Source organism: Thauera butanivorans (genome assembly GCF_048398245.1).
Taxonomy (GTDB): Bacteria; Pseudomonadota; Gammaproteobacteria; order Burkholderiales; family Rhodocyclaceae; genus Thauera; species Thauera butanivorans.
The window spans coordinates 1598805-1615910 of the sequence record NZ_CP183038.1 but is presented as its reverse complement, the minus strand read 5'-3'; the positions used below and the strand labels follow the sequence as shown (position 1 = coordinate 1615910).

Annotated in this window: 15 protein-coding genes; 11 read left to right on the top strand and 4 right to left on the bottom strand. The window is 66.0% G+C overall.

Features of this window, described 5'->3' with window-relative positions; genetic code table 11:
• Positions 1 to 286 precede the first annotated feature (286 nt).
• Both ACNQFN_RS07795 and ACNQFN_RS07790 read left to right on the top strand, forming a co-directional pair.
• On the top strand, positions 287 to 2902 hold the full coding sequence (locus ACNQFN_RS07795) for a hypothetical protein (RefSeq protein ID WP_418648459.1): 2616 nt from the start codon (positions 287 to 289) through the stop codon (positions 2900 to 2902).
• A gap of 89 nt (positions 2903 to 2991) precedes the next feature.
• Complete coding sequence (locus ACNQFN_RS07790) at positions 2992 to 4821, top strand: tetratricopeptide repeat protein (protein WP_418648458.1); 1830 nt, start codon at positions 2992 to 2994, stop codon at positions 4819 to 4821.
• A gap of 32 nt (positions 4822 to 4853) precedes the next feature.
• Here the strand turns inward: ACNQFN_RS07790 and ACNQFN_RS07785 are convergent, their stop codons facing one another.
• From ACNQFN_RS07785 to ACNQFN_RS07775, 3 genes are read right to left on the bottom strand one after another with little or no spacing between them, the layout of a single operon-like run.
• Positions 4854 to 5735: a hypothetical protein gene (locus tag ACNQFN_RS07785; RefSeq protein WP_418648457.1), complete on the bottom strand. Its 882-nt coding sequence runs from the start codon at positions 5733 to 5735 to the stop codon at positions 4854 to 4856.
• A 39-nt stretch (positions 5736 to 5774) separates the two neighbouring features.
• Entirely contained in the window at positions 5775 to 6569 is a 795-nt protein-coding gene (locus ACNQFN_RS07780) for an FkbM family methyltransferase (RefSeq protein WP_418648456.1), read from the bottom strand.
• Between the two features lie 44 nt (positions 6570 to 6613).
• Positions 6614 to 8191: a hypothetical protein gene (locus ACNQFN_RS07775; RefSeq protein ID WP_418648455.1), complete on the bottom strand. Its 1578-nt coding sequence runs from the start codon at positions 8189 to 8191 to the stop codon at positions 6614 to 6616.
• 199 nt (positions 8192 to 8390) lie between these two features.
• Here ACNQFN_RS07775 and ACNQFN_RS07770 point away from each other — a divergent pair, with 199 nt between their 5' ends.
• The 9 genes from ACNQFN_RS07770 to ACNQFN_RS07730 all read left to right on the top strand — a co-directional run bounded on the left by ACNQFN_RS07770 (position 8391) and on the right by ACNQFN_RS07730 (position 15761).
• Entirely contained in the window at positions 8391 to 9929 is a 1539-nt protein-coding gene (locus ACNQFN_RS07770; RefSeq protein WP_418648454.1) for a flagellin, read from the top strand.
• 82 nt (positions 9930 to 10011) lie between these two features.
• A complete protein-coding gene (locus tag ACNQFN_RS07765) occupies positions 10012 to 10377 on the top strand; it encodes a flagellar protein FlaG (RefSeq protein ID WP_418648453.1) in 366 nt (121 codons plus the stop codon).
• 23 nt (positions 10378 to 10400) lie between these two features.
• Complete coding sequence (gene fliD, locus ACNQFN_RS07760) at positions 10401 to 11846, top strand: flagellar filament capping protein FliD (protein ID WP_418648452.1); 1446 nt, start codon at positions 10401 to 10403, stop codon at positions 11844 to 11846.
• 14 nt (positions 11847 to 11860) lie between these two features.
• Complete coding sequence (fliS, locus tag ACNQFN_RS07755) at positions 11861 to 12265, top strand: flagellar export chaperone FliS (RefSeq protein ID WP_068634876.1); 405 nt, start codon at positions 11861 to 11863, stop codon at positions 12263 to 12265.
• A gap of 13 nt (positions 12266 to 12278) precedes the next feature.
• Positions 12279 to 12599 (top strand): flagellar protein FliT, encoded by a 321-nt coding sequence (locus ACNQFN_RS07750; protein ID WP_418648451.1) that lies wholly within the window; start codon positions 12279 to 12281, stop codon positions 12597 to 12599.
• 47 nt (positions 12600 to 12646) lie between these two features.
• Positions 12647 to 13792, top strand: coding sequence for a flagellar hook-length control protein FliK (locus tag ACNQFN_RS07745; RefSeq protein ID WP_418648450.1), 1146 nt, complete (start codon positions 12647 to 12649; stop codon positions 13790 to 13792).
• Complete coding sequence (locus tag ACNQFN_RS07740) at positions 13785 to 14123, top strand: EscU/YscU/HrcU family type III secretion system export apparatus switch protein (protein ID WP_068634879.1); 339 nt, start codon at positions 13785 to 13787, stop codon at positions 14121 to 14123. The genes ACNQFN_RS07745 and ACNQFN_RS07740 overlap by 8 nt, the downstream gene beginning before the upstream one ends.
• Before the next feature lie 74 nt (positions 14124 to 14197).
• Entirely contained in the window at positions 14198 to 14965 is a 768-nt protein-coding gene (locus ACNQFN_RS07735) for a flagellar brake protein (protein WP_418648449.1), read from the top strand.
• Positions 14966 to 14975: 10 nt separating this feature from the next.
• Positions 14976 to 15761, top strand: a complete 786-nt coding sequence (locus ACNQFN_RS07730; RefSeq protein WP_418648448.1) for a flagellar brake protein — start codon at positions 14976 to 14978, stop codon at positions 15759 to 15761.
• Here the strand turns inward: ACNQFN_RS07730 and ACNQFN_RS07725 are convergent, their stop codons facing one another.
• Positions 15762 to 16988 (bottom strand): CynX/NimT family MFS transporter, encoded by a 1227-nt coding sequence (locus ACNQFN_RS07725; protein ID WP_418648447.1) that lies wholly within the window; start codon positions 16986 to 16988, stop codon positions 15762 to 15764.
• Positions 16989 to 17106 lie beyond the last annotated feature (118 nt).

Sequence of the window (17106 nt, the reverse complement as noted above, 5' to 3'; positions counted from 1 at the left end):
GGCCGCCCCACGCCATCGAACCTGTGCCTTAATGGCATTTTCCCCCGCCGGCGGCAGCGCCCGCGGGGTTTTTTTACGTAAAACCTGCGAGCTCGCAGCAGCTCCGCACCACAGGCTGCAGCCAGGACAGCGCGGGTAGGAAATCTCCTAAAGTTCCAGCGGAGTCTGCCGATATCCGGAAAAACCATTCTTGGTCGCGCCGAGACTTGCTTGAACCGCGGTGGGTTTCACTGCATCGGGTCGATCCGTCGTCGCCATTCGAAATCCCTATTAAAGGAAGATTTTCATGTCGATCATCAAGGGAATGTCCGAAGCCCAGATCACCGCGCTGACGACGAAACAGATCGAGGATCTGTCGCAAAACGACTTCAAGGCCATGTCGGCCAAGCAGATCAGCGCCCTCAGCTCGAGCCAGATCGCCGCCATCGAAACACGCGACCTGGTCGTTCTCAACGCGAGCCAGATTGCCGCCTTCGACGCATCTGCCCTGTCGGACGGCCTGCTGACCTACCAGGCCGAGGCACTGACTGTCAGCCAGGTCAAGGCGCTCAAGGTCGGCCAGCTCAACAGCCTCAGCAGCGAACAGATCGTCGCACTCGGAAACGACGTCGCCGCCCTGACGGCAAAACAGATCAAGGATTTGTCGACGGATGTCATCGTCGCTTTCACCTCGGACCAGCTCAACGCCTTCAACGCCACCCAGATCAAGGCACTGGACAGTGCACAGATCCAGGCCATCGAAACCGCGGACATTGCAAAACTGGGCAGCACCCAGATCGCCGCCCTGAGCGCGGCCCAGCTTCAGGCACTCAGCAGCACCCAGCTCAACGCCATGGGCACCGACCAGATCCAGGCGATGACGGCGCGGCAGGTCGGCTCGCTGAGCACGGACCAGGTCAGCAACCTGTCCACCGCCAACATCCAGGCCCTCACCAGCACCCAGGTCAAGGGGCTCACCGCCGCCCAGCTCGGCAGCCTGAGCTCCGGGCAGATCGCCGCGCTCGACACCGAGGACGTCGGCGCCATGACTGTCACGCAGATCCGGGGCCTGACCACCGACGGCGTGGCCGCGCTCACCACCGGCCAGGTCGGCGCGCTCACCGCCGCGCAGGTCAAGGCCCTCAGCGCCGAGCAGATCCAGGCCATCGAAACCGCCGACATCGCACAACTGGGCAGCACCCAGATCGCCGCCCTGAGCGCGGCCCAGCTTCAGGCACTCAGCAGCACCCAGCTCAACGCGCTGGGCACCGACCAGATCCAGGCGATGACGGCGCGGCAGGTCGGCGCACTGAGCACGGACCAGGTCAGCAACCTGTCCACCGCCAACATCCAGGCCCTCACCAGCACCCAGGTCAAGGGGCTCACCGCCGCCCAGTTCGGCAGCCTGAGTTCCGGCCAGATCGCCGCGCTCGACACCGAGGACGTCGGCGCCATGACCGCCGCGCAGATCAAGGGCCTGACCACCGACGGCGTGTCCGCGCTCACCACCGGTCAGGTCGGCGCGCTCACCGCCGCGCAGGTCAAGGCCCTCAGCGCCGAGCAGATCCAGGCCATCGAAACCGCCGACATCGCACAACTGGGCACCGCGCAGATCACCGCCCTGAGCGCGGCCCAGCTCCAGGCGCTGAGCAGCACCCAGCTCAACGCGCTGGGCACCGACCAGGTCCAGGCGATGACGGCGCGGCAGGTCGGCGCACTGAGCACCGATCAGATCAGCAACCTGACCACCGCCAACATCCAGGCCCTCACCAGTACCCAGGTCAAGGGGCTCACCGCCGCTCAACTCGGCAGTCTGAGTTCCGGGCAGATCGCCGCGCTCGACACCGAGGACATCGGCGCCATGACCGCCGCGCAGATCAAGGGCCTGACCACCGACGGCGTGTCCGCGCTCACCACCGGCCAGGTCGGCGCACTCACCGCCGCGCAGGTCAAGGCCCTCAGCGCCGAGCAGATCCAGGCCATCGAAACCGCCGACATCCAGCAACTGGGCACCGCGCAGATCGCCGCCCTGAGCGCGGCCCAGCTCCAGGCGCTGAGCAGCACCCAGCTCAATGCGATGAGCACCGACCAGATACAGGGCATGGCGGCCAAGCAGATCGGCTCACTGAACACCGATCAGATCAGCACCCTGTCCACCGCCAATCTGCAGGCGCTCAGCACCACACAGATCAAGGCGCTGAACACGATGCAGATCAACAGTCTGACGACCGCCCAGGTCTCCGCGCTCGAAACCGAAGACCTGCAGGCAATGAGTGGCACCCAGCTCAAGGGCTTGACGACGGCCGGCGTGCAGGCGCTCAGCACGGCCCAGATCAAAGCCCTGATGTACCAGCAGATCGCCGCCTTGACGGCCGATCAGATCAGCGCGATCGAAACCGAAGACTTGGCAGCGATGGATGCGGACCAACATCGCGCCCTGACCGCCGGCCAGGTGCAGGCACTGACCAGCACGCAGCTCAATGCCCTGGGCACCGACCAGATCGGCGGCTTCAACGCCACCCAGATCGCGGCCCTGACGACGAACCAGATCAGCACCCTGTCCACCAGCAACGTGGCGGCACTCACCACCAATCAGGTGAAGGCGCTGACCGCTGGGCAGATCGGCGCCTTCACCACGGCCCAGGTCGGCGCGCTGGAGAACGACGATCTCGCCCAGTTCTCCGCCGACCAGATCAAGGCACTGAGCACTGCGCAGATCAATGCCGGCCTGAGCACCGATCAGATCGGCGCCCTGAACACGGCCCAGATCAGCGCATTGACCACCACCCAGATCCAGCTCGGCCTCAGCACCGACCACGTCGCCGCCCTGAGCACCGCTCAGGTTCGCGCGCTGACGCCGGCCCAGATCGCCGCCATGACCACCGAGCAGATCGCACAACTGGATCTGTCCGGCACCGACTGATCGCAGGCCCGAGCCACACGCCTCGCCCCCAATGAACCCAGGCTCCGCCTCCGGGTCATCGGGGGCGGGTTCATTTCCGGAGCACGCTCTTGAGTGAGACGCAAAACACCGACTACGCCGGCATCGTCAACCTGATCTGGCATCGCCAGCTCCCCTTTCCCCAGTTGCTCGACTATGCGGGCCGGCTCGAAGCCGTCGGGCTGGGCGGTCTGGTCGCAGTGCTGTACCAGACCTGGCTCAAGCGCAACGATAGCGCTTACGATCATTTCGCCTGGTTCAACCTCGGTGCCACCCTGTTCGCCGAAGGCGACATCAACGGCGCACGCGAAGCCTACGAGCAGGCCATCCGGCGCGCGCCCGAATTCATCCAACCGCGCTTCAACCTCGGCCTGACCCTGGAGCGGCTCGGCGAACCCGAAGCAGCAATCGAGCAATGGGCCTGGGTCGCGCAGCATGCCTCGCCGGACAAGGCCGACGAGCGCGGGCTGCTCGTCTCCGCCCTCAACAACCAGGGCCGACTGCAGGAAAACCGCAAGCAGTATGCCGATGCGCTTTCCTGTCTGGACCGCAGCCTGGTGCTCGACCCGCATCAGACCGACGTCCTGCATCACTGGGTCTTCATCCGGGAGAAGCAGTGCTTGTGGCCGGTCTACGACCCGGCAATCGGCGTCGATCCGGAATCGATGCGCAAAGCCACGTCGGCACTGGCCATGCTCAGCCTCTCGGACGACCCCGAGGCGCAGCTCGCAGCGGCCAGGCAGTACGCCGAACGCAAGATTCCCTCCGGCCTGCCCACTCTCGCCCCCGGTGGCGGCTATCGCCACGACCGCATCCGCATCGGCTACTGTTCATCGGACTTCTGCCTGCATCCGGTTTCCATGCTCACGGTGGAACTGTTCGAGCTGCACGACCGGGAGAAATTCGAAATCTACGGCTTCTGCTGGTCGCCGGAAGACGGCTCGGCGCTGCGCCAGCGCGTGGTCGACACCTTCGACCACTACATCCGCATCGACGGCATGGACGAAGAGGCTTCGGCCCGGCTGATCCGGGAACACGAGATCGACATCCTCATCGACCTGCACGGCCAGACACGCGGCGCACGCACGCGCATGCTGGCCCACCGCCCGGCTCCGATCCAGATCACCTATCTCGGCCTCCCGGCCACCACCGGCCTGCCAGCTATCGACTACGTCATCGCCGACCGCTTCCTCATCCCCGAGGACCACGCCCGCTATTACTCCGAAACACCGCTCTACATGCCCGACGTGTATCAGGTCAGCGACCGCAAACGCCCTTGCGCGCCGCCCCCCTCACGCCTGGACTGCGGCCTGCCGGCAGAGGGTTTCGTCTTCTGCTCGCTCAACAACAACAACAAATACACCCCCGAGGTCTTCGCCGCGTGGATGAACATCCTGCGCGGGGTGCCCGGCAGCCTGCTCTGGCTGCTTGCCGACAACCCCTGGGCCGAGGCCAATCTCAGGCGTGAAGCGCAACGACACGGCATCGACGGAAGCCGGCTGTTCTTTGCCGAGCGGGTGACGCCGGAACAGTACCTGGCGCGCTACACGGTGCCCGATCTCTTCCTCGACACCTTCCCCTTCAATGCCGGCACCACCGCCAACGATGCACTGTGGATGGGGCTTCCCGTCCTCACGCTTTCAGGACGCTGCTTCGCGTCACGCATGGCCGGAGCCTTGTTGACGGCCGCCGGCCTGCCGGAACTCATCACCCACGACCTGCAGACCTACGAGGACAAAGCCGTTGCCCTTGCCCGGGATCCCGCATCGCTCGCGACCATCCGGGCCAGGCTGGCCGCGGCCAGGGAAAACGGCCCGCTGTTCGACACGCCGCGTTTCGTGCGCAACCTGGAACAGGAGCTCGCCGACATCGTCGCCTCGCATGCCGAACGCCCAAGCTGAAGCACGCCCGCGCCAAGCGCGGGCATGTCAGCTCACGACTCCGAATAAGGGCCGAAATCCGCACCATGGCCGACCTGGTCGAGAAAATGGTCGAGCATCAGGTAATAGCGCGGCGGGTTGTACAGCCTTTCGGGCGCGGCGTCGCGCACGAAGCGCCCTTCGGCCAGATCACGCCTGACGAAGAACGCATTTGCCCCGGTGATGTTGGTGCCGACCAGGACATAGCCCATGCCGGTGGCGGCCCCATTCAGCGCGCTCAGGCTGGCCCCCATGTAGTCCGTGCCGCGCCAGCGGTACTGCGGATCGAACAGCGGGCGCCGATCCACGCCGGGCGGAAACTTGGCGTTGTACTCGATACAGATTACCTTCGGCCGGGATTCGAGGGCTTCCAACAGATGGATATCCATGCCATCAACATCGATGGACAGGAAGTCCAGCGCCTCCGCATCCGCCCCGATCCGGCCCAACCCGTCGGCGACGAGCCGATTCACGCTGTCGGGCATTGCATAGGCATTGGCCACATGCAGCCGCCCGCCGGCCAGAAGAGACGAGAACTTCTCTTCGATCAGCGGAACCTGCCTGTCGTCCGCTTCGATCCACACGCCGCGCCACCCCTGATGAAGCAGGAACAGGCTGTTGCACTCCAGGCCGTTCTGCACGCCGATTTCGCAGAAGGTGCCGGCCGACACACCGATCCTCCGGAAAATCTCGGCGAGGATGCCGTCTTCGTCGTTCTGGCTATAGACCGTGAAGCCGAACGGCTCCAGCCGCCCAGGGTCGGCCCGCAGCGGCGCGAGAATGCGCTCCATCTCCTGCCGGGCGAGATAGCCGGCGCTTCTCCTAATGGAATGGTTCATCACCGCCATCTGCTGATACAGCAGGTTGAACAGCTTGATCGAGGTATCGTCATCCATGAATCGGTCTCTCATCCATGCTTGCCCGCAGCGGCGGGCTCATCGCGTCCGGACCAGCTGCAGCCCGCCATCGGCCTGGAGGACGAAATCGACGTGCCGGGCGTGCTGCGGATGCTGCGCGACGACTTCGTCGAGCAGCTCGAAACACACATAGCCCAGCCGGTCAAGAAACGCCATCAGTTCCGCCCGCCTTTCGCGGAACCACTCATCCCGCCACGCCTCCAGGATCAGTGGCGGAAAGCTCCCGGCCTCCAGAAAGCCCACCCCCCCTTTGAGTACCCGATGTTCGAAGCCCTCCACGTCGATCTTGATCAGATCCGCAGCCTTGGGAAAGGCGATCGAATCCAGCCTGGCCATCGCCACACGCTCGACGCGCTGCTCGCGGTCGATGGCCACGGCGGAAACCTGGTCGCGAATGGCCTGATCGAGCGAGAACCCCCCGATGTTTTCCGATGACGCATAGTCGATCAGCGGGATGTCGATCGAACCATCGTCCTCGCCGATCGCCATGTGAAAGGCATGGACGTTGTCCAGCCTGTTGAGGATGAGGTTGCCGCACAACTGATAGTAAACCAGCCGCTGCGCCTCATATGCATACACCGTACCACCCAGCTTATGCAGATCCTGGGCCACGGCGATCGCATAGGCCCCCAGGTTGGCGCCGATGTCCAGGACGAGGGGCGCGCTGCCGCCCTCGTAGAACATACGGCTTATCGTGATGAGCGGCTCGGCCCATGCGCCTCTGGCGTAGATGGTCCTGGAGATGGCGTCGCCGGTGGAAAAAAGCAGATAGTCGGCGGAATTGCCTCTGACGAGATTCACTCTGGGCAGCATGTTCGACCCTCATCGATGGTTTGGATTATTGCTTGGCAGGCCGATCAAACCAACCATGCGTGGTTCGTTCTGGACTCGCGGGGAATCGCCAGGCGGCAAGACGGCACGAACGGAAAAATGGCCTCGCAGGTATAGTCGCACTCGGCCAGCAAGGCCTCGATCCGGCGTACGCCCCGTTCGTCATCCGGCAAGTCGATGACCAGCAATGGCCGGTATTTCTCCAGCACGCCCACCGCCCGTCTCAGGATCGCCTCGGCCAGCGCGGCACGATCGATGTAGAGCAAACCGAGCTCGCACATGGTCGGCTCATCGAACACCGCCTCGCCAAGGCGCAGTTCCGCCGTGTCGATGCAGTTCAAGGCCAGCAACTGCCGCATGCGGCGATGCTCGTCACCGTTGGCGGCAAAAACGATGCTGCGTTCGAAATGCGCTGCCAGCCTGGCCGTTGCCACGCCGTCTCCAGGCGCGGCATCGACGAACAGCCCGCGGCCGTCGTGCATCAGCGCGAGCAGACGTGGGATGCGCAGGGCCGACGCATCGAATGCCCACGGCACCAGCGGCTCATGTCGGGCGCTGATGGACTCCCCCCGGGCATTATGCACCGCCCGCGCCTCGCGCAAGGGAGCGAGGCGCGACAGCAGGGCTTCGCCGTCGACCATGAAGGTGGCGATGCTGCCATCGTCGCGGCCGCACAGCAGCCGGAAGCCGCCGGCGACGGGCTGCGCACCCAGCGGAAACACCACGCTCCCGGCAAAATTCCAGCCGAACCGATGCGCCCCTGTGTTGTAGGGCGCCACCACCAGCGGCTCATGGGTCATCAGCCTGGGCCAGAACGGCGGTTCGGCATCGAAAACGCATGCCCCGACGAAATAGAGCTTGCGGCTCCCGACCACCGTGGACGAATGATAGAAAGTGATGAGCCGCTCGCCACCGCATGCAGCAGGTGCTGGCACGGGGACGGTTCCCCCCCGGATCTCGCCCCACGCCCATTCGAGCCCCGGCCCCTGCCAGCCGCCCTCGAACTGGCGCGACTCGCTTGCGGCATCGGCCTTCAGCAGCAATACCGCCCATGGGTCGTGGGAATAGATCAGTCCGATCGACCCGGACGGCAACGGAAAAGGAACCCAGTTCTTCTCCCAGTTCTCATGCGGATCACCGGTGCGCGGCTTCTGCAACGGATTCTTGGGCAATTCCAGCACGCGATCGACACGCAGCATGGGCGCAACCCCCGCTGTATCCTCGATCGCACACTCGGCGATGCGCATCGCCGCGCCATTGACACGGCCGTCCCCTGCGCGCTCGATCACGCAATGGAACACGAGCACCCGTCCCCCGAGCACGATGGCACGGGGATCCTCCCCTTGCGCAAGCAACAGGCGGGGCTCGCCGGCCGGGCACAGGTGTTCGTCGAGTTCGATGGTCCAGACCGTTCCCATCCCAGGCACCGGCGGCACAATATCCCGCCGGATCACCCCCAGCCAGCGCCCCGAAGGCAACTGGACACAACATGGATTGAAGTCGATCCAGCGGCCGGGATCGAGCGGCGCCCAGGTCTCGAAGCCGCAGCTCCGGTTGAGCGGCATCCAGCGCGCACCCGCCGTGTCGTTCTCGCGTCTGTTCAAACCCCAATCCCTTTTTTCATATTCGCCCTCGCTATCGGGACAGCCCTCCGCCAGCCGGCAAGAATAAGACAGTCCGGCAGAATTTCCGCTAAAGATTTTCCACCCGCCTCCGTTAATGCTCCTGACGGCAGACGGATCACACAACACTCAGGTGATACGGCCGGCTCATCAGATTCTTCATCCTCATCGGGAGACGATCATGTCGCAAGTCATCAACACCAACGTGCCTTCCCTGACCGCACAACGCAACCTGAGCACCTCTGGCAATTCCCTCGCCACGTCGCTGCAACGCCTGTCTTCCGGCCTGCGCATCAACAGCGCCAAGGACGACGCCGCCGGCCTCGCCATTTCCGAGCGCTTCACTGCCCAGATCAACGGTCTGAACCAGGCTACCCGCAACGCCAACGATGGCATTTCGCTGGCGCAGACCGCCGAAGGCGCACTCGCCTCATCCGGCGAAATCCTGCAGCGCATCCGCACCTTGGCCGTGCAGTCGGCCAACGCCACAAACTCCGCATCGGACCGCAAGGCGCTCAACGACGAAGTCAACGCCCTGACCTCCGAACTCAACCGCATCGCGCAAACCACCGAATTCAACGGCCGCAAGTTGCTCGACGGCTCCTTCACTTCCGCAACCTTCCAGGTCGGCGCCAACGCAAACCAGACCATCACCGCCACCTCTGCCAACTTCGGCACCACCGCCTATGGCAACTACCGCATCGGCGGCATGGCGGCCACTTCCACCGGCGGTGCCGGCGACCTCACCGTGGGCGGTACCGCGGGCGTCAATCTCGCCCAGGGAGATACGGGTGCTTCGGCGATCGCCGCCGATGGCGTCCTGACGATCAACGGCACCTACGGCACCGCCGAAGTCGAATACGCCGCCGAAGCCAGCGCCAAGGACGTCGCCGCCAAGATCAACGCTGCTACCGAAAGCACCGGCGTATCCGCCAGCGCGCGTACCGAAGTGCATCTGACCGACTTCGTCGCCGGCTCGTCCTACGTGCTGAAGCTGGCCTCGAACAACGGTACCGACCAGGCGCAAACGCTGTCCTTCACCGTCGGCAGTGCGGGCACCGGCGATGATTACGCCGACGCCATCAAGGCCTTCAACGACGTGGCCGCCAAGACCGGTGTCACCGCCAAGCTCAACGCCGAAGGCAACGGCATCGTGCTGACCAATGCCGAAGGCAGCGACATCAAGCTGGTCAATGACTCCGAAGCGGCCTCGGTGTTCACCGTCAAGGACATCGGCGGCACCGACATCGTCGCCGCCGTGGCGGGTGAGGACGGTTCGGGTGCGTTCGGCGGCGCGGAAGTCTGGGTCACCGGCCAACTGACCTTCGACTCGAACGCCTCCTTCAGTGTCACCGACGACCAGGGACAGTTCCTGCTTGCCAGCACAGCCACCGCCAGCCAGCTCCAGGCCGTGTCCGAGATGGACGTCAGCACGGTGGATGCCTCCAACCGCACACTCGCCATGGTCGACGCCGCGCTGGCCTCGATCAACAGCCAGCGCGCCAAGTACGGCGCCCTGCAGTCCCGTTTCGAGAACACCATCGCCAACCTGAGCACAACCTCGGAGAACATGTCGGCATCGCGCAGCCGCATCCTCGACACCGATTTCGCTTCCGAGACCGCCAACCTGACCCGCTCGCAGATCCTGCAGCAAGCCGGCACCGCGATGCTGTCGCAGGCCAACGCCCTGCCCCAGAACGTGCTGTCGCTCCTCCGCTGATATTCACGGTCTGACGATGTAGCATCGCCCGGCGCGGGGCTCGCAAGAGTCTCGCGCCGTTCGCCTATCAAGGAGATGAATCATGAGCATCGAGTCGATCGGCAACGCCATTCCGCAAACGACACGCATTCTGTCGCAGGCCACGCAGTCTTCGCCGCAGGCAGCAGCCCCCGACCCCGTGGCGGTCGCAACCGGCGCGCCGACCGCCGCCGTGCAACAGCCCGATGCGGAACAGATCGCGCAGGCGGTCGAAGAAATGCGCACGGCCATTGCCCCCGTGGCACAGAACTTGCAATTCTCCATCGACCAGGATATCGGCCGTACCATCGTCAAAGTTGTGGATGCATCCACCGACGAGGTCATCCGCCAGATCCCATCCGAGGAAATCGTCGCCATCGCCAAGGCGATGGACAAGCTGCAGGGGCTGCTGATCAAACAGCAGGCCTGAGCGACACAGAAGGAGAATGCATCATGGCCGCGATCACGTCCGGGGGTTCCATCCTCGACATCACATCCATCGTCAACCAGTTGATCACCGCAGAACGCAGGACGACCCAGCAGCCGCTGGTGACCAAGCAAGCTGCGGAAACGGCCAAGCTGTCCGCCTTCGGCCAGATCAAGGGCACATTGAGCAATCTGCAAACCGCCGTGGATGCGCTGGGCAAGGATGGCTTGTTCGGCGGGACCAAGGCCACGGTCAACGGCAAGGGCTTCACCGCAACGACCAAGGCGGGCGCGGCAGTCGGCAACCATGCCATCGAAGTGTTCCAGCTCGCCAAGGAACAACGCATCACTACCGACCCCGCGGCCAGCTTCGTCCCCGGGGGCGCCGGCACCTTGAGCATCCAGTTCGGCACGGTCGATGAAAGCGGCGCCTTCGCGGGCGACCCGGAGCGGATGGCTTTGCTCGACTTTGCGGGCGGCACGCTCGCCGAGCTGCGCGACGCCATCAACGGCGACCCCACGCTGGGCGTCAAGGCCAGCGTCGTCAATAACGGCAAGACCGAGCAACTGGTGCTCACCGGTACGGCCACCGGCGAGAACATGGCGTTCAAGCTCACCGGTACCGACGGTCTGGCCGATCTGAGCTACGACCCGGGCACGACGGCCCCTGCGGGCCAGATGCAGTCCGTACAGGCGGCGCAAAGCGCAAAGCTCAAGGTCGACGGCATCGAGGTTTCACGCGGCAAGAACAGCATCGACGACCTGATCGATGGCGTCACGCTGACGCTGAACGAAGAGCCTGAAAGCGACGTCGCCAGCCTGAAGGGCACGCTGACAGTCGCCACCGACAATGAACAGGCGCGCAAAGCCGTCGATGCCTTCATCAAGGCCTACAACGAGGTAAACGACACGCTGAAGTCGCTGACCGCCTACGACGCCAACACCAAGACCAGTTCCACGCTGACCGGCGACGCCACCGCCCGCAGCATCCAGTCGACGCTGCGCAATGCGCTCAACGATGCGCTGGGCGGCCTGGGCGGCATCCGTTCGCTTGCCGAAATCGGTATCGGCAACGGCGCCACGACCGACAAGGAAACCGGCAAGGTCAGCGTGGACGGCAAGCTGTCGCTCGACAGCGCCAAATTCGAAGCGGCATTGTCGAACCCGAACATGGACGTGGGGGCATTTTTTGCCGGCAAGGACGGCGTGAAAGGCTTGGCCGCAACCTTCAGCGAGCGCCTCAGCGGCCTGCTGGACAGCAATGGCGGGGTGATTGCCAACCGTACCAACAGCATCGACAGCAACATCCAGTCGCTGGAGGAAAAATACGAGCGCGTCGAAGAACGCATCCAGATGCTGGAAACACGCTACAGAATGGAATTCTCGCGCCTCGACACCCTGCTCGCCGGCATGTCGCAGACCAGCAGCTACCTGGCCCAGCAACTGGCCAACCTGCCCAAGATCGGCAACTGAGGAGACGGAGCACCATGTTCGGCACCTCCTACGCCAACCGCGCCTCGGCCTACGCCCGCGTCGGCACCGAAACCAGCGTCGAAGCGGCCAGCCCGCACAAGCTCATCCTGATGCTGTACGACGGCGCCCTGCTGGCGCTGCGCACCGCGCTGGTCGCCGTCCGCAACAAGGACATCCCGACCAAGGGCCAGTCGATTTCCAAGGCCATCAACATCATCGACAACGGCCTCAAGGTCAGCCTGGACATGAATGCCGGCGGCGAACTGGCCGGACGCCTGCATGCGCTGTACGAGTACATGAGCGAGCGCCTGCTGTATGCCAACCTGCACAGCAGCGAGGCGGCGCTGAACGAAGTCGTCGGCCTGCTCGCCAGCCTGCGCGAAGCCTGGGCCGGCATCGCCGACCAGGCCGCGGCCTGAACGGGAGCCCGATATGCTGACGCCGGAAAGCTGCCGCGAACTGCTCGCCCTGTACGAAGCCATGGCCGAGGCCGCGGTACGCAACGATTGGAGCCGGCTCGCCGAACTGGAAGCGGCAAGTTCCGCACTGCGCAAGGCGGCCGCGGCCGCTCCCGCCGACACCGCCCGGCTGCCGGATGCCGCACAGCAGGAGATGGCAGCGATGATCCAGCGCATGCTGGAGCTCGACGCCGACGTCCGCTGCCATGCCGAACCCTTCCTGGAAAGCACCCGCAAGCTGCTGTCCGGCACGATACGCAGGCGCAACGTGCGCGATACGTACGGCAACATCTGACGCGCCCGACCCTGGGGTAGACTCTCCCGGGCAAGGAGGGAACCGCGATGATCCCCGCTGACCTCGCCGCCCGGCTGAGAACACTCACCGAGGCCAGTTTCTTCAATACCAGCCCGCCGGTTGCCGGCCTGCAGCGCGCGCGCGAAATCCAGGCCTTGCTGCCGGAGCTGCAGCAAGGCCAGCGCTTCTTCGCCACGCTGCTGCGCACCCTGCCCGACGGCTCGTTCCGCGCCGTGGTCGCCGGCAAGGAAATGACGCTGGTGCTGAACACCTCGGCCAAGCCCGGCGACACCCTCGAGCTCGAAACCTCGCGCGTGACGCAGCAGGCGGTGTTCGCCCGCGTCGTCGGCAACGATGCCGCCAGTGCCAATGCCTCGGCCCAGCCCGCACTGAGCCAGACCGGCCGGCTGATCAGCTTCCTGCTCACCGGCCAGCCTTCGCCGCCACCGGCAAATCTTGCCGGCAACCAGCCCCTGCTCACCGCCCCGCCCACCAGCGGCGCGCCGCTGGTGCCGCTGCTGCGCCAGGCGCTGGGCCAGAGCGGCCTGTTCTACGAATCGCACCAGGCCGAATGGGTGATGGGCACGCGCGACAGCGCCAGCCTGATGCGCGAACCGCAGGCGCAAGTCCAGCAGGCCGGCCACCCGGCGGCAGGCGGGCGCCCCGCCGGCACCGGCTCCGCCGCGCCCCAGGCGGCCGCGGCGCACACCGCAGCCACCGGCGGTGGGCAAGCCAGCGCGGTGGACGGCAGCGAGCGCACGAACGCGGCCCTGCGCGCCATCGCCGACGACGCCGCACCGGTCCGCAGCAGCACCAGCGCGCCGATTCCCGAACGCCTGCTGCCCGTGGTCCATCAGCAGCTGGAAGCGCTCGCCACCCACCAGTACGTGTGGCAGGGCCAGGCCTGGCCGGGACAGCAGATGGAATGGATCATCGACGACCCCGAACGGGACGATGGCGAAGACGACACGACGGCGCAGGACTGGAACACCACGCTGCGCCTGAGCCTGCCGCGCCTGGGCAGCATCGAAGCGCACATGCAATTGACGCCGGCCGGCGTCGCGCTGCGCCTGCGCTCGGACGACGACGCCAGCATCGTCGCGCTGGACGCCGGCGCCGCCAGACTGGCCGAATCGCTCGAAGCGGCCGGCCTGAAGCTGACCGGCCTGGTGGTGGAGCGCCGCGATGACTGAATCCAGGCCCCAGCGCAGCGAAGCCGTCGCGCTGGCCTACACGGCCGGCGAGACGGCGCCACGCGTGGTGGCCAAGGGCAAGGGCGTGCTGGCACGGGAAATTCTCGAACGGGCACGCGAAGCCGGCATCTACGTGCATGAATCGCCCGAGCTCGTCAGCCTGCTGATGCAGGTCGACCTCGACACGCGGATTCCGCCCCAGCTCTACGTCGCCGTGGCCGAACTGCTGGCCTGGCTGTACAGCGTGGAGCAAGGCGGCACGGGGCCCGCGCCGGTGGCGCACGACCTGCCCGAGTCGCTGCGGCCGGCGCCGGCCGGCACGCCGGAGTAGGCTACGCCGGCCACGATGAGTCGTGCTATAAGCAACGACGAACAGCATCGGCAAACCAAGCTTCCCACCACGGCATGACGATCGAACACGAGTTGACCCGCGTCGAGCTGCTGCAGGCCGACGACCCGTCGAAATACCTGCTGAAGGATCGGCGCGAGATCGCGGCCGTGCTCCGCCGGCTGCTCGATGCACGCGAACTGGTGAGGGCGCGCGGCATGCCGGGCGACGACTCCTTTCTGACCGCGCTGCTGCAGATCGACGAGGGCGACTCGGTACTCGTGCTGGACGGCAGCCCCGACGAAAGCATCAATGCCCGCCTCGGCCGGACCACTCAGCTCGACTGCGTCACCCAGCTCGACAAGGTCCGCATCCAGTTCGTGCTCGAACGGCCGATGCTGCAGACCTGGCGCAGCGGCGCCGCTTTCCGCGCAGCCTTGCCGGCCGAACTGCTGCGCCTGCAGCGCAGGGAGTTCTACCGCCTTCAGGCACCGGCCACCCACGCGCTGACATGCAGCGTGCCGCTGCCCGGCGCCGGCGAAATCGCATGGCGCATCATCGACATCAGCGGCGGCGGCATCGCCATCGCCGTACCGCCGAACGATGCATCCTTCGCGCCGGGCGACGAGTTTGCCGGTTGCCGGATCAAGCTTCCCGACAGCCCGCCGATCCACGCGCGCCTGACGGTACGCAACCTGTTCCGCCTGACCACCCGCAACGGCATCGGCATGCTGCGTGCGGGTTGCGAGCTCTCGGACATGCCGCCGGGTGCGGACGAAGCCATACAACGCTACATCCTGAAGACCGAGCGCCAGCGCAGTGCACGCCAGCGCGCCCTGGGCTGATCCTCACGCCATGACTTCTCCCGACGCCGACAACACGCCCACCCCGATCGACATGGATCGCCGCGACGCGATCGAACAGTTCATCCTCGGCAGCCGCCGGCAGGTGCTGCAGCTGCTGCAGGAGCTGATCGAGCATCGCGCCCTGATCAGCGGGCATTTCGGCAATGGCCGCTCTTTCCTGACGGCCCTGCTCGAAATCTCGGACGACGAGGAAACCCTGGTGCTGGACGCCAGTCCGGACCCGGAAGCCAACCGCCGCATCCTGGCCGCGCCCAAGCTCGTCTGCGTCACCCAGCTCGAACACATCCGCATCCAGTTCGCGCTGCACGACCTGCGGGAAGGCCGGGAAGACGGGCGAAGTCTGTTCCTTGCGCCGGTGCCGCGCGAAATGCTGCGCCTGCAGCGCCGCGCCGCCTACCGCCTGAGCGTGCCCCTGAGCCACGCCGCCACCGGCCAGATCGGCGTCAAGAGCGCTGCCGGCACCCCGGCCACGCTGGCGGGGCGGCTGCTCGACATCAGCGTCGGCGGCATCGCGCTGCAACTGCCGCCGGATGCCGCACGACTCGTCATCGGCGAACAGTTGCAGGACTGTCGGCTGCAACTGCCAAACCTCGACCCGATCGTCGTCCAGCTGCGCGTCTGCTATCTCGATCGCCAAGAGCAGCGCAGCGGCTCGCAGATGCTGCGCGTGGGCTTTGCCTTCGTCGACCTGCCGCACAAGATCGAGAACACCCTCCAGCGCTACATCTTCAACACCGATCGCGAACGCGCCGCGCGCGAGCGCGGCGGGCTGTGATCAGCGCCCCGCGCCATACGCCTTTTCCAGCCGCCACGCGGCCGCGCCCAGCAGCACGCCCAGCATGGCTGCGCCGACGGGCAGCGTCACTGCGGCTTCCCAGCTTCCGCGGCTGGCGACCAGGGCCGCGATCAGCGGCGGACCGAGCAGTTGCCCGAGGTTGGAAATCTGCAGGCTCAGCCCCTGGAAAGTGCCGATCTGGCGCGAGGTCCGGGCGATGACGGTCGAGGCCGACAGAATGGACGACGGAATCAGGCCGCCGGCCAGGGACACCGCCACACAAGCCAGATAGCGCACGGCATCCGGCAAGGCCGGCGAAAAGGCTGCGTACATGAACAGGCCGCTCAGGCTGCTGCCCAGCACCAGCAGCTTGCCGCGCGCCACGCCGCGCCGCAGCAGCGTGCCGCCGATGACGTTGCCCGGCACGTTGGCCAGCACCATGATGCAGGACAGCGCGGCGACCCAGTGCATGTCCAGTCCGCGCTGCTCGCGCAGGAAGGTCGGCAGCCACACGATCAGGGTGAAATGCTGCAGCGCCCAGGTCGCGAACAGCAGTCCCAGGGTCCATGCCAGCGGCTGGCGCATGACCTCCCGCGCCACCGCCAGGGCGCGTTCTTCCTGGTCCTCGGTCGGTGCTTCGGCGAAGCGGTAATGCCGCCGCTGCAGCCATGCCGACACCCCGCCCGCCAGCAGCAACACGATGGCAAAGCCCCAGATCACCCGCCAGCCGCCCAGCCCCTGCAGCAAGGGCGCAGCGATCATCACCAGGCCGATGCCGCCCGGCATGTAGGTTCCCCACACGCCCAGCACGAAGCGCCGATCCTCCAGCCGGCTCGCTGCCGACAGCAGGATCGGCGCCGACACCGCCACCGCCATGTAGCCCGCCCCTTCGATCACCCGCCCCGCCAGCAGCAGCGGGAAGCTCGTCGCCAGCAGGCTGGCCGCGCCGCCCGCCAGGCTCAGGCCAACGCCCGTCAGGCACAGCCGCAGCCCGCCGATCCGGTCGGCCGAGAAACCGAACACCACCGCGGCGCACACCGCGAACACGTTGATCGCCGACGACAGCCAGCCGGCCTGCACCAGGCTCAGGCCCAGATCCTCGCGCAAGGCCGAAATCATGATCGACACCTTGCCGACGTTGCTGGCCACCGCCACGCCGCACAGCAGCGCCGCCGCGACCGCCAGCCAGTGCGTCGCCACCCGCTCCTGCTGCACACCTGCCTTCATCCAGTTCCTCACACGCGCTCCCGCGCGGCAGGCCGCAGCCCGCCGAGTACGAGTCGATTCTTCACCGGGGACGGATTCTCCCTGTTCGGCGCACACAGGGCCACCTGAATCCATTGGC

Coding starts and splice junctions, on each gene's coding strand:
- fliS (WP_068634876.1), top strand. CDS start 11,861: ATGTTCGGCACCTCCTACGCCAACCGCGCCTCGGCCTACGCCCGCGTC.
- ACNQFN_RS07770 (WP_418648454.1), top strand. CDS start 8,391: ATGTCGCAAGTCATCAACACCAACGTGCCTTCCCTGACCGCACAACGC.
- ACNQFN_RS07740 (WP_068634879.1), top strand. CDS start 13,785: ATGACTGAATCCAGGCCCCAGCGCAGCGAAGCCGTCGCGCTGGCCTAC.
- ACNQFN_RS07725 (WP_418648447.1), bottom strand. CDS start 16,988: ATGAAGGCAGGTGTGCAGCAGGAGCGGGTGGCGACGCACTGGCTGGCG.
- ACNQFN_RS07745 (WP_418648450.1), top strand. CDS start 12,647: ATGATCCCCGCTGACCTCGCCGCCCGGCTGAGAACACTCACCGAGGCC.
- ACNQFN_RS07795 (WP_418648459.1), top strand. CDS start 287: ATGTCGATCATCAAGGGAATGTCCGAAGCCCAGATCACCGCGCTGACG.
- ACNQFN_RS07785 (WP_418648457.1), bottom strand. CDS start 5,735: ATGGATGACGATACCTCGATCAAGCTGTTCAACCTGCTGTATCAGCAG.
- fliD (WP_418648452.1), top strand. CDS start 10,401: ATGGCCGCGATCACGTCCGGGGGTTCCATCCTCGACATCACATCCATC.
- ACNQFN_RS07765 (WP_418648453.1), top strand. CDS start 10,012: ATGAGCATCGAGTCGATCGGCAACGCCATTCCGCAAACGACACGCATT.
- ACNQFN_RS07735 (WP_418648449.1), top strand. CDS start 14,198: ATGACGATCGAACACGAGTTGACCCGCGTCGAGCTGCTGCAGGCCGAC.
- ACNQFN_RS07750 (WP_418648451.1), top strand. CDS start 12,279: ATGCTGACGCCGGAAAGCTGCCGCGAACTGCTCGCCCTGTACGAAGCC.
- ACNQFN_RS07780 (WP_418648456.1), bottom strand. CDS start 6,569: ATGCTGCCCAGAGTGAATCTCGTCAGAGGCAATTCCGCCGACTATCTG.
- ACNQFN_RS07730 (WP_418648448.1), top strand. CDS start 14,976: ATGACTTCTCCCGACGCCGACAACACGCCCACCCCGATCGACATGGAT.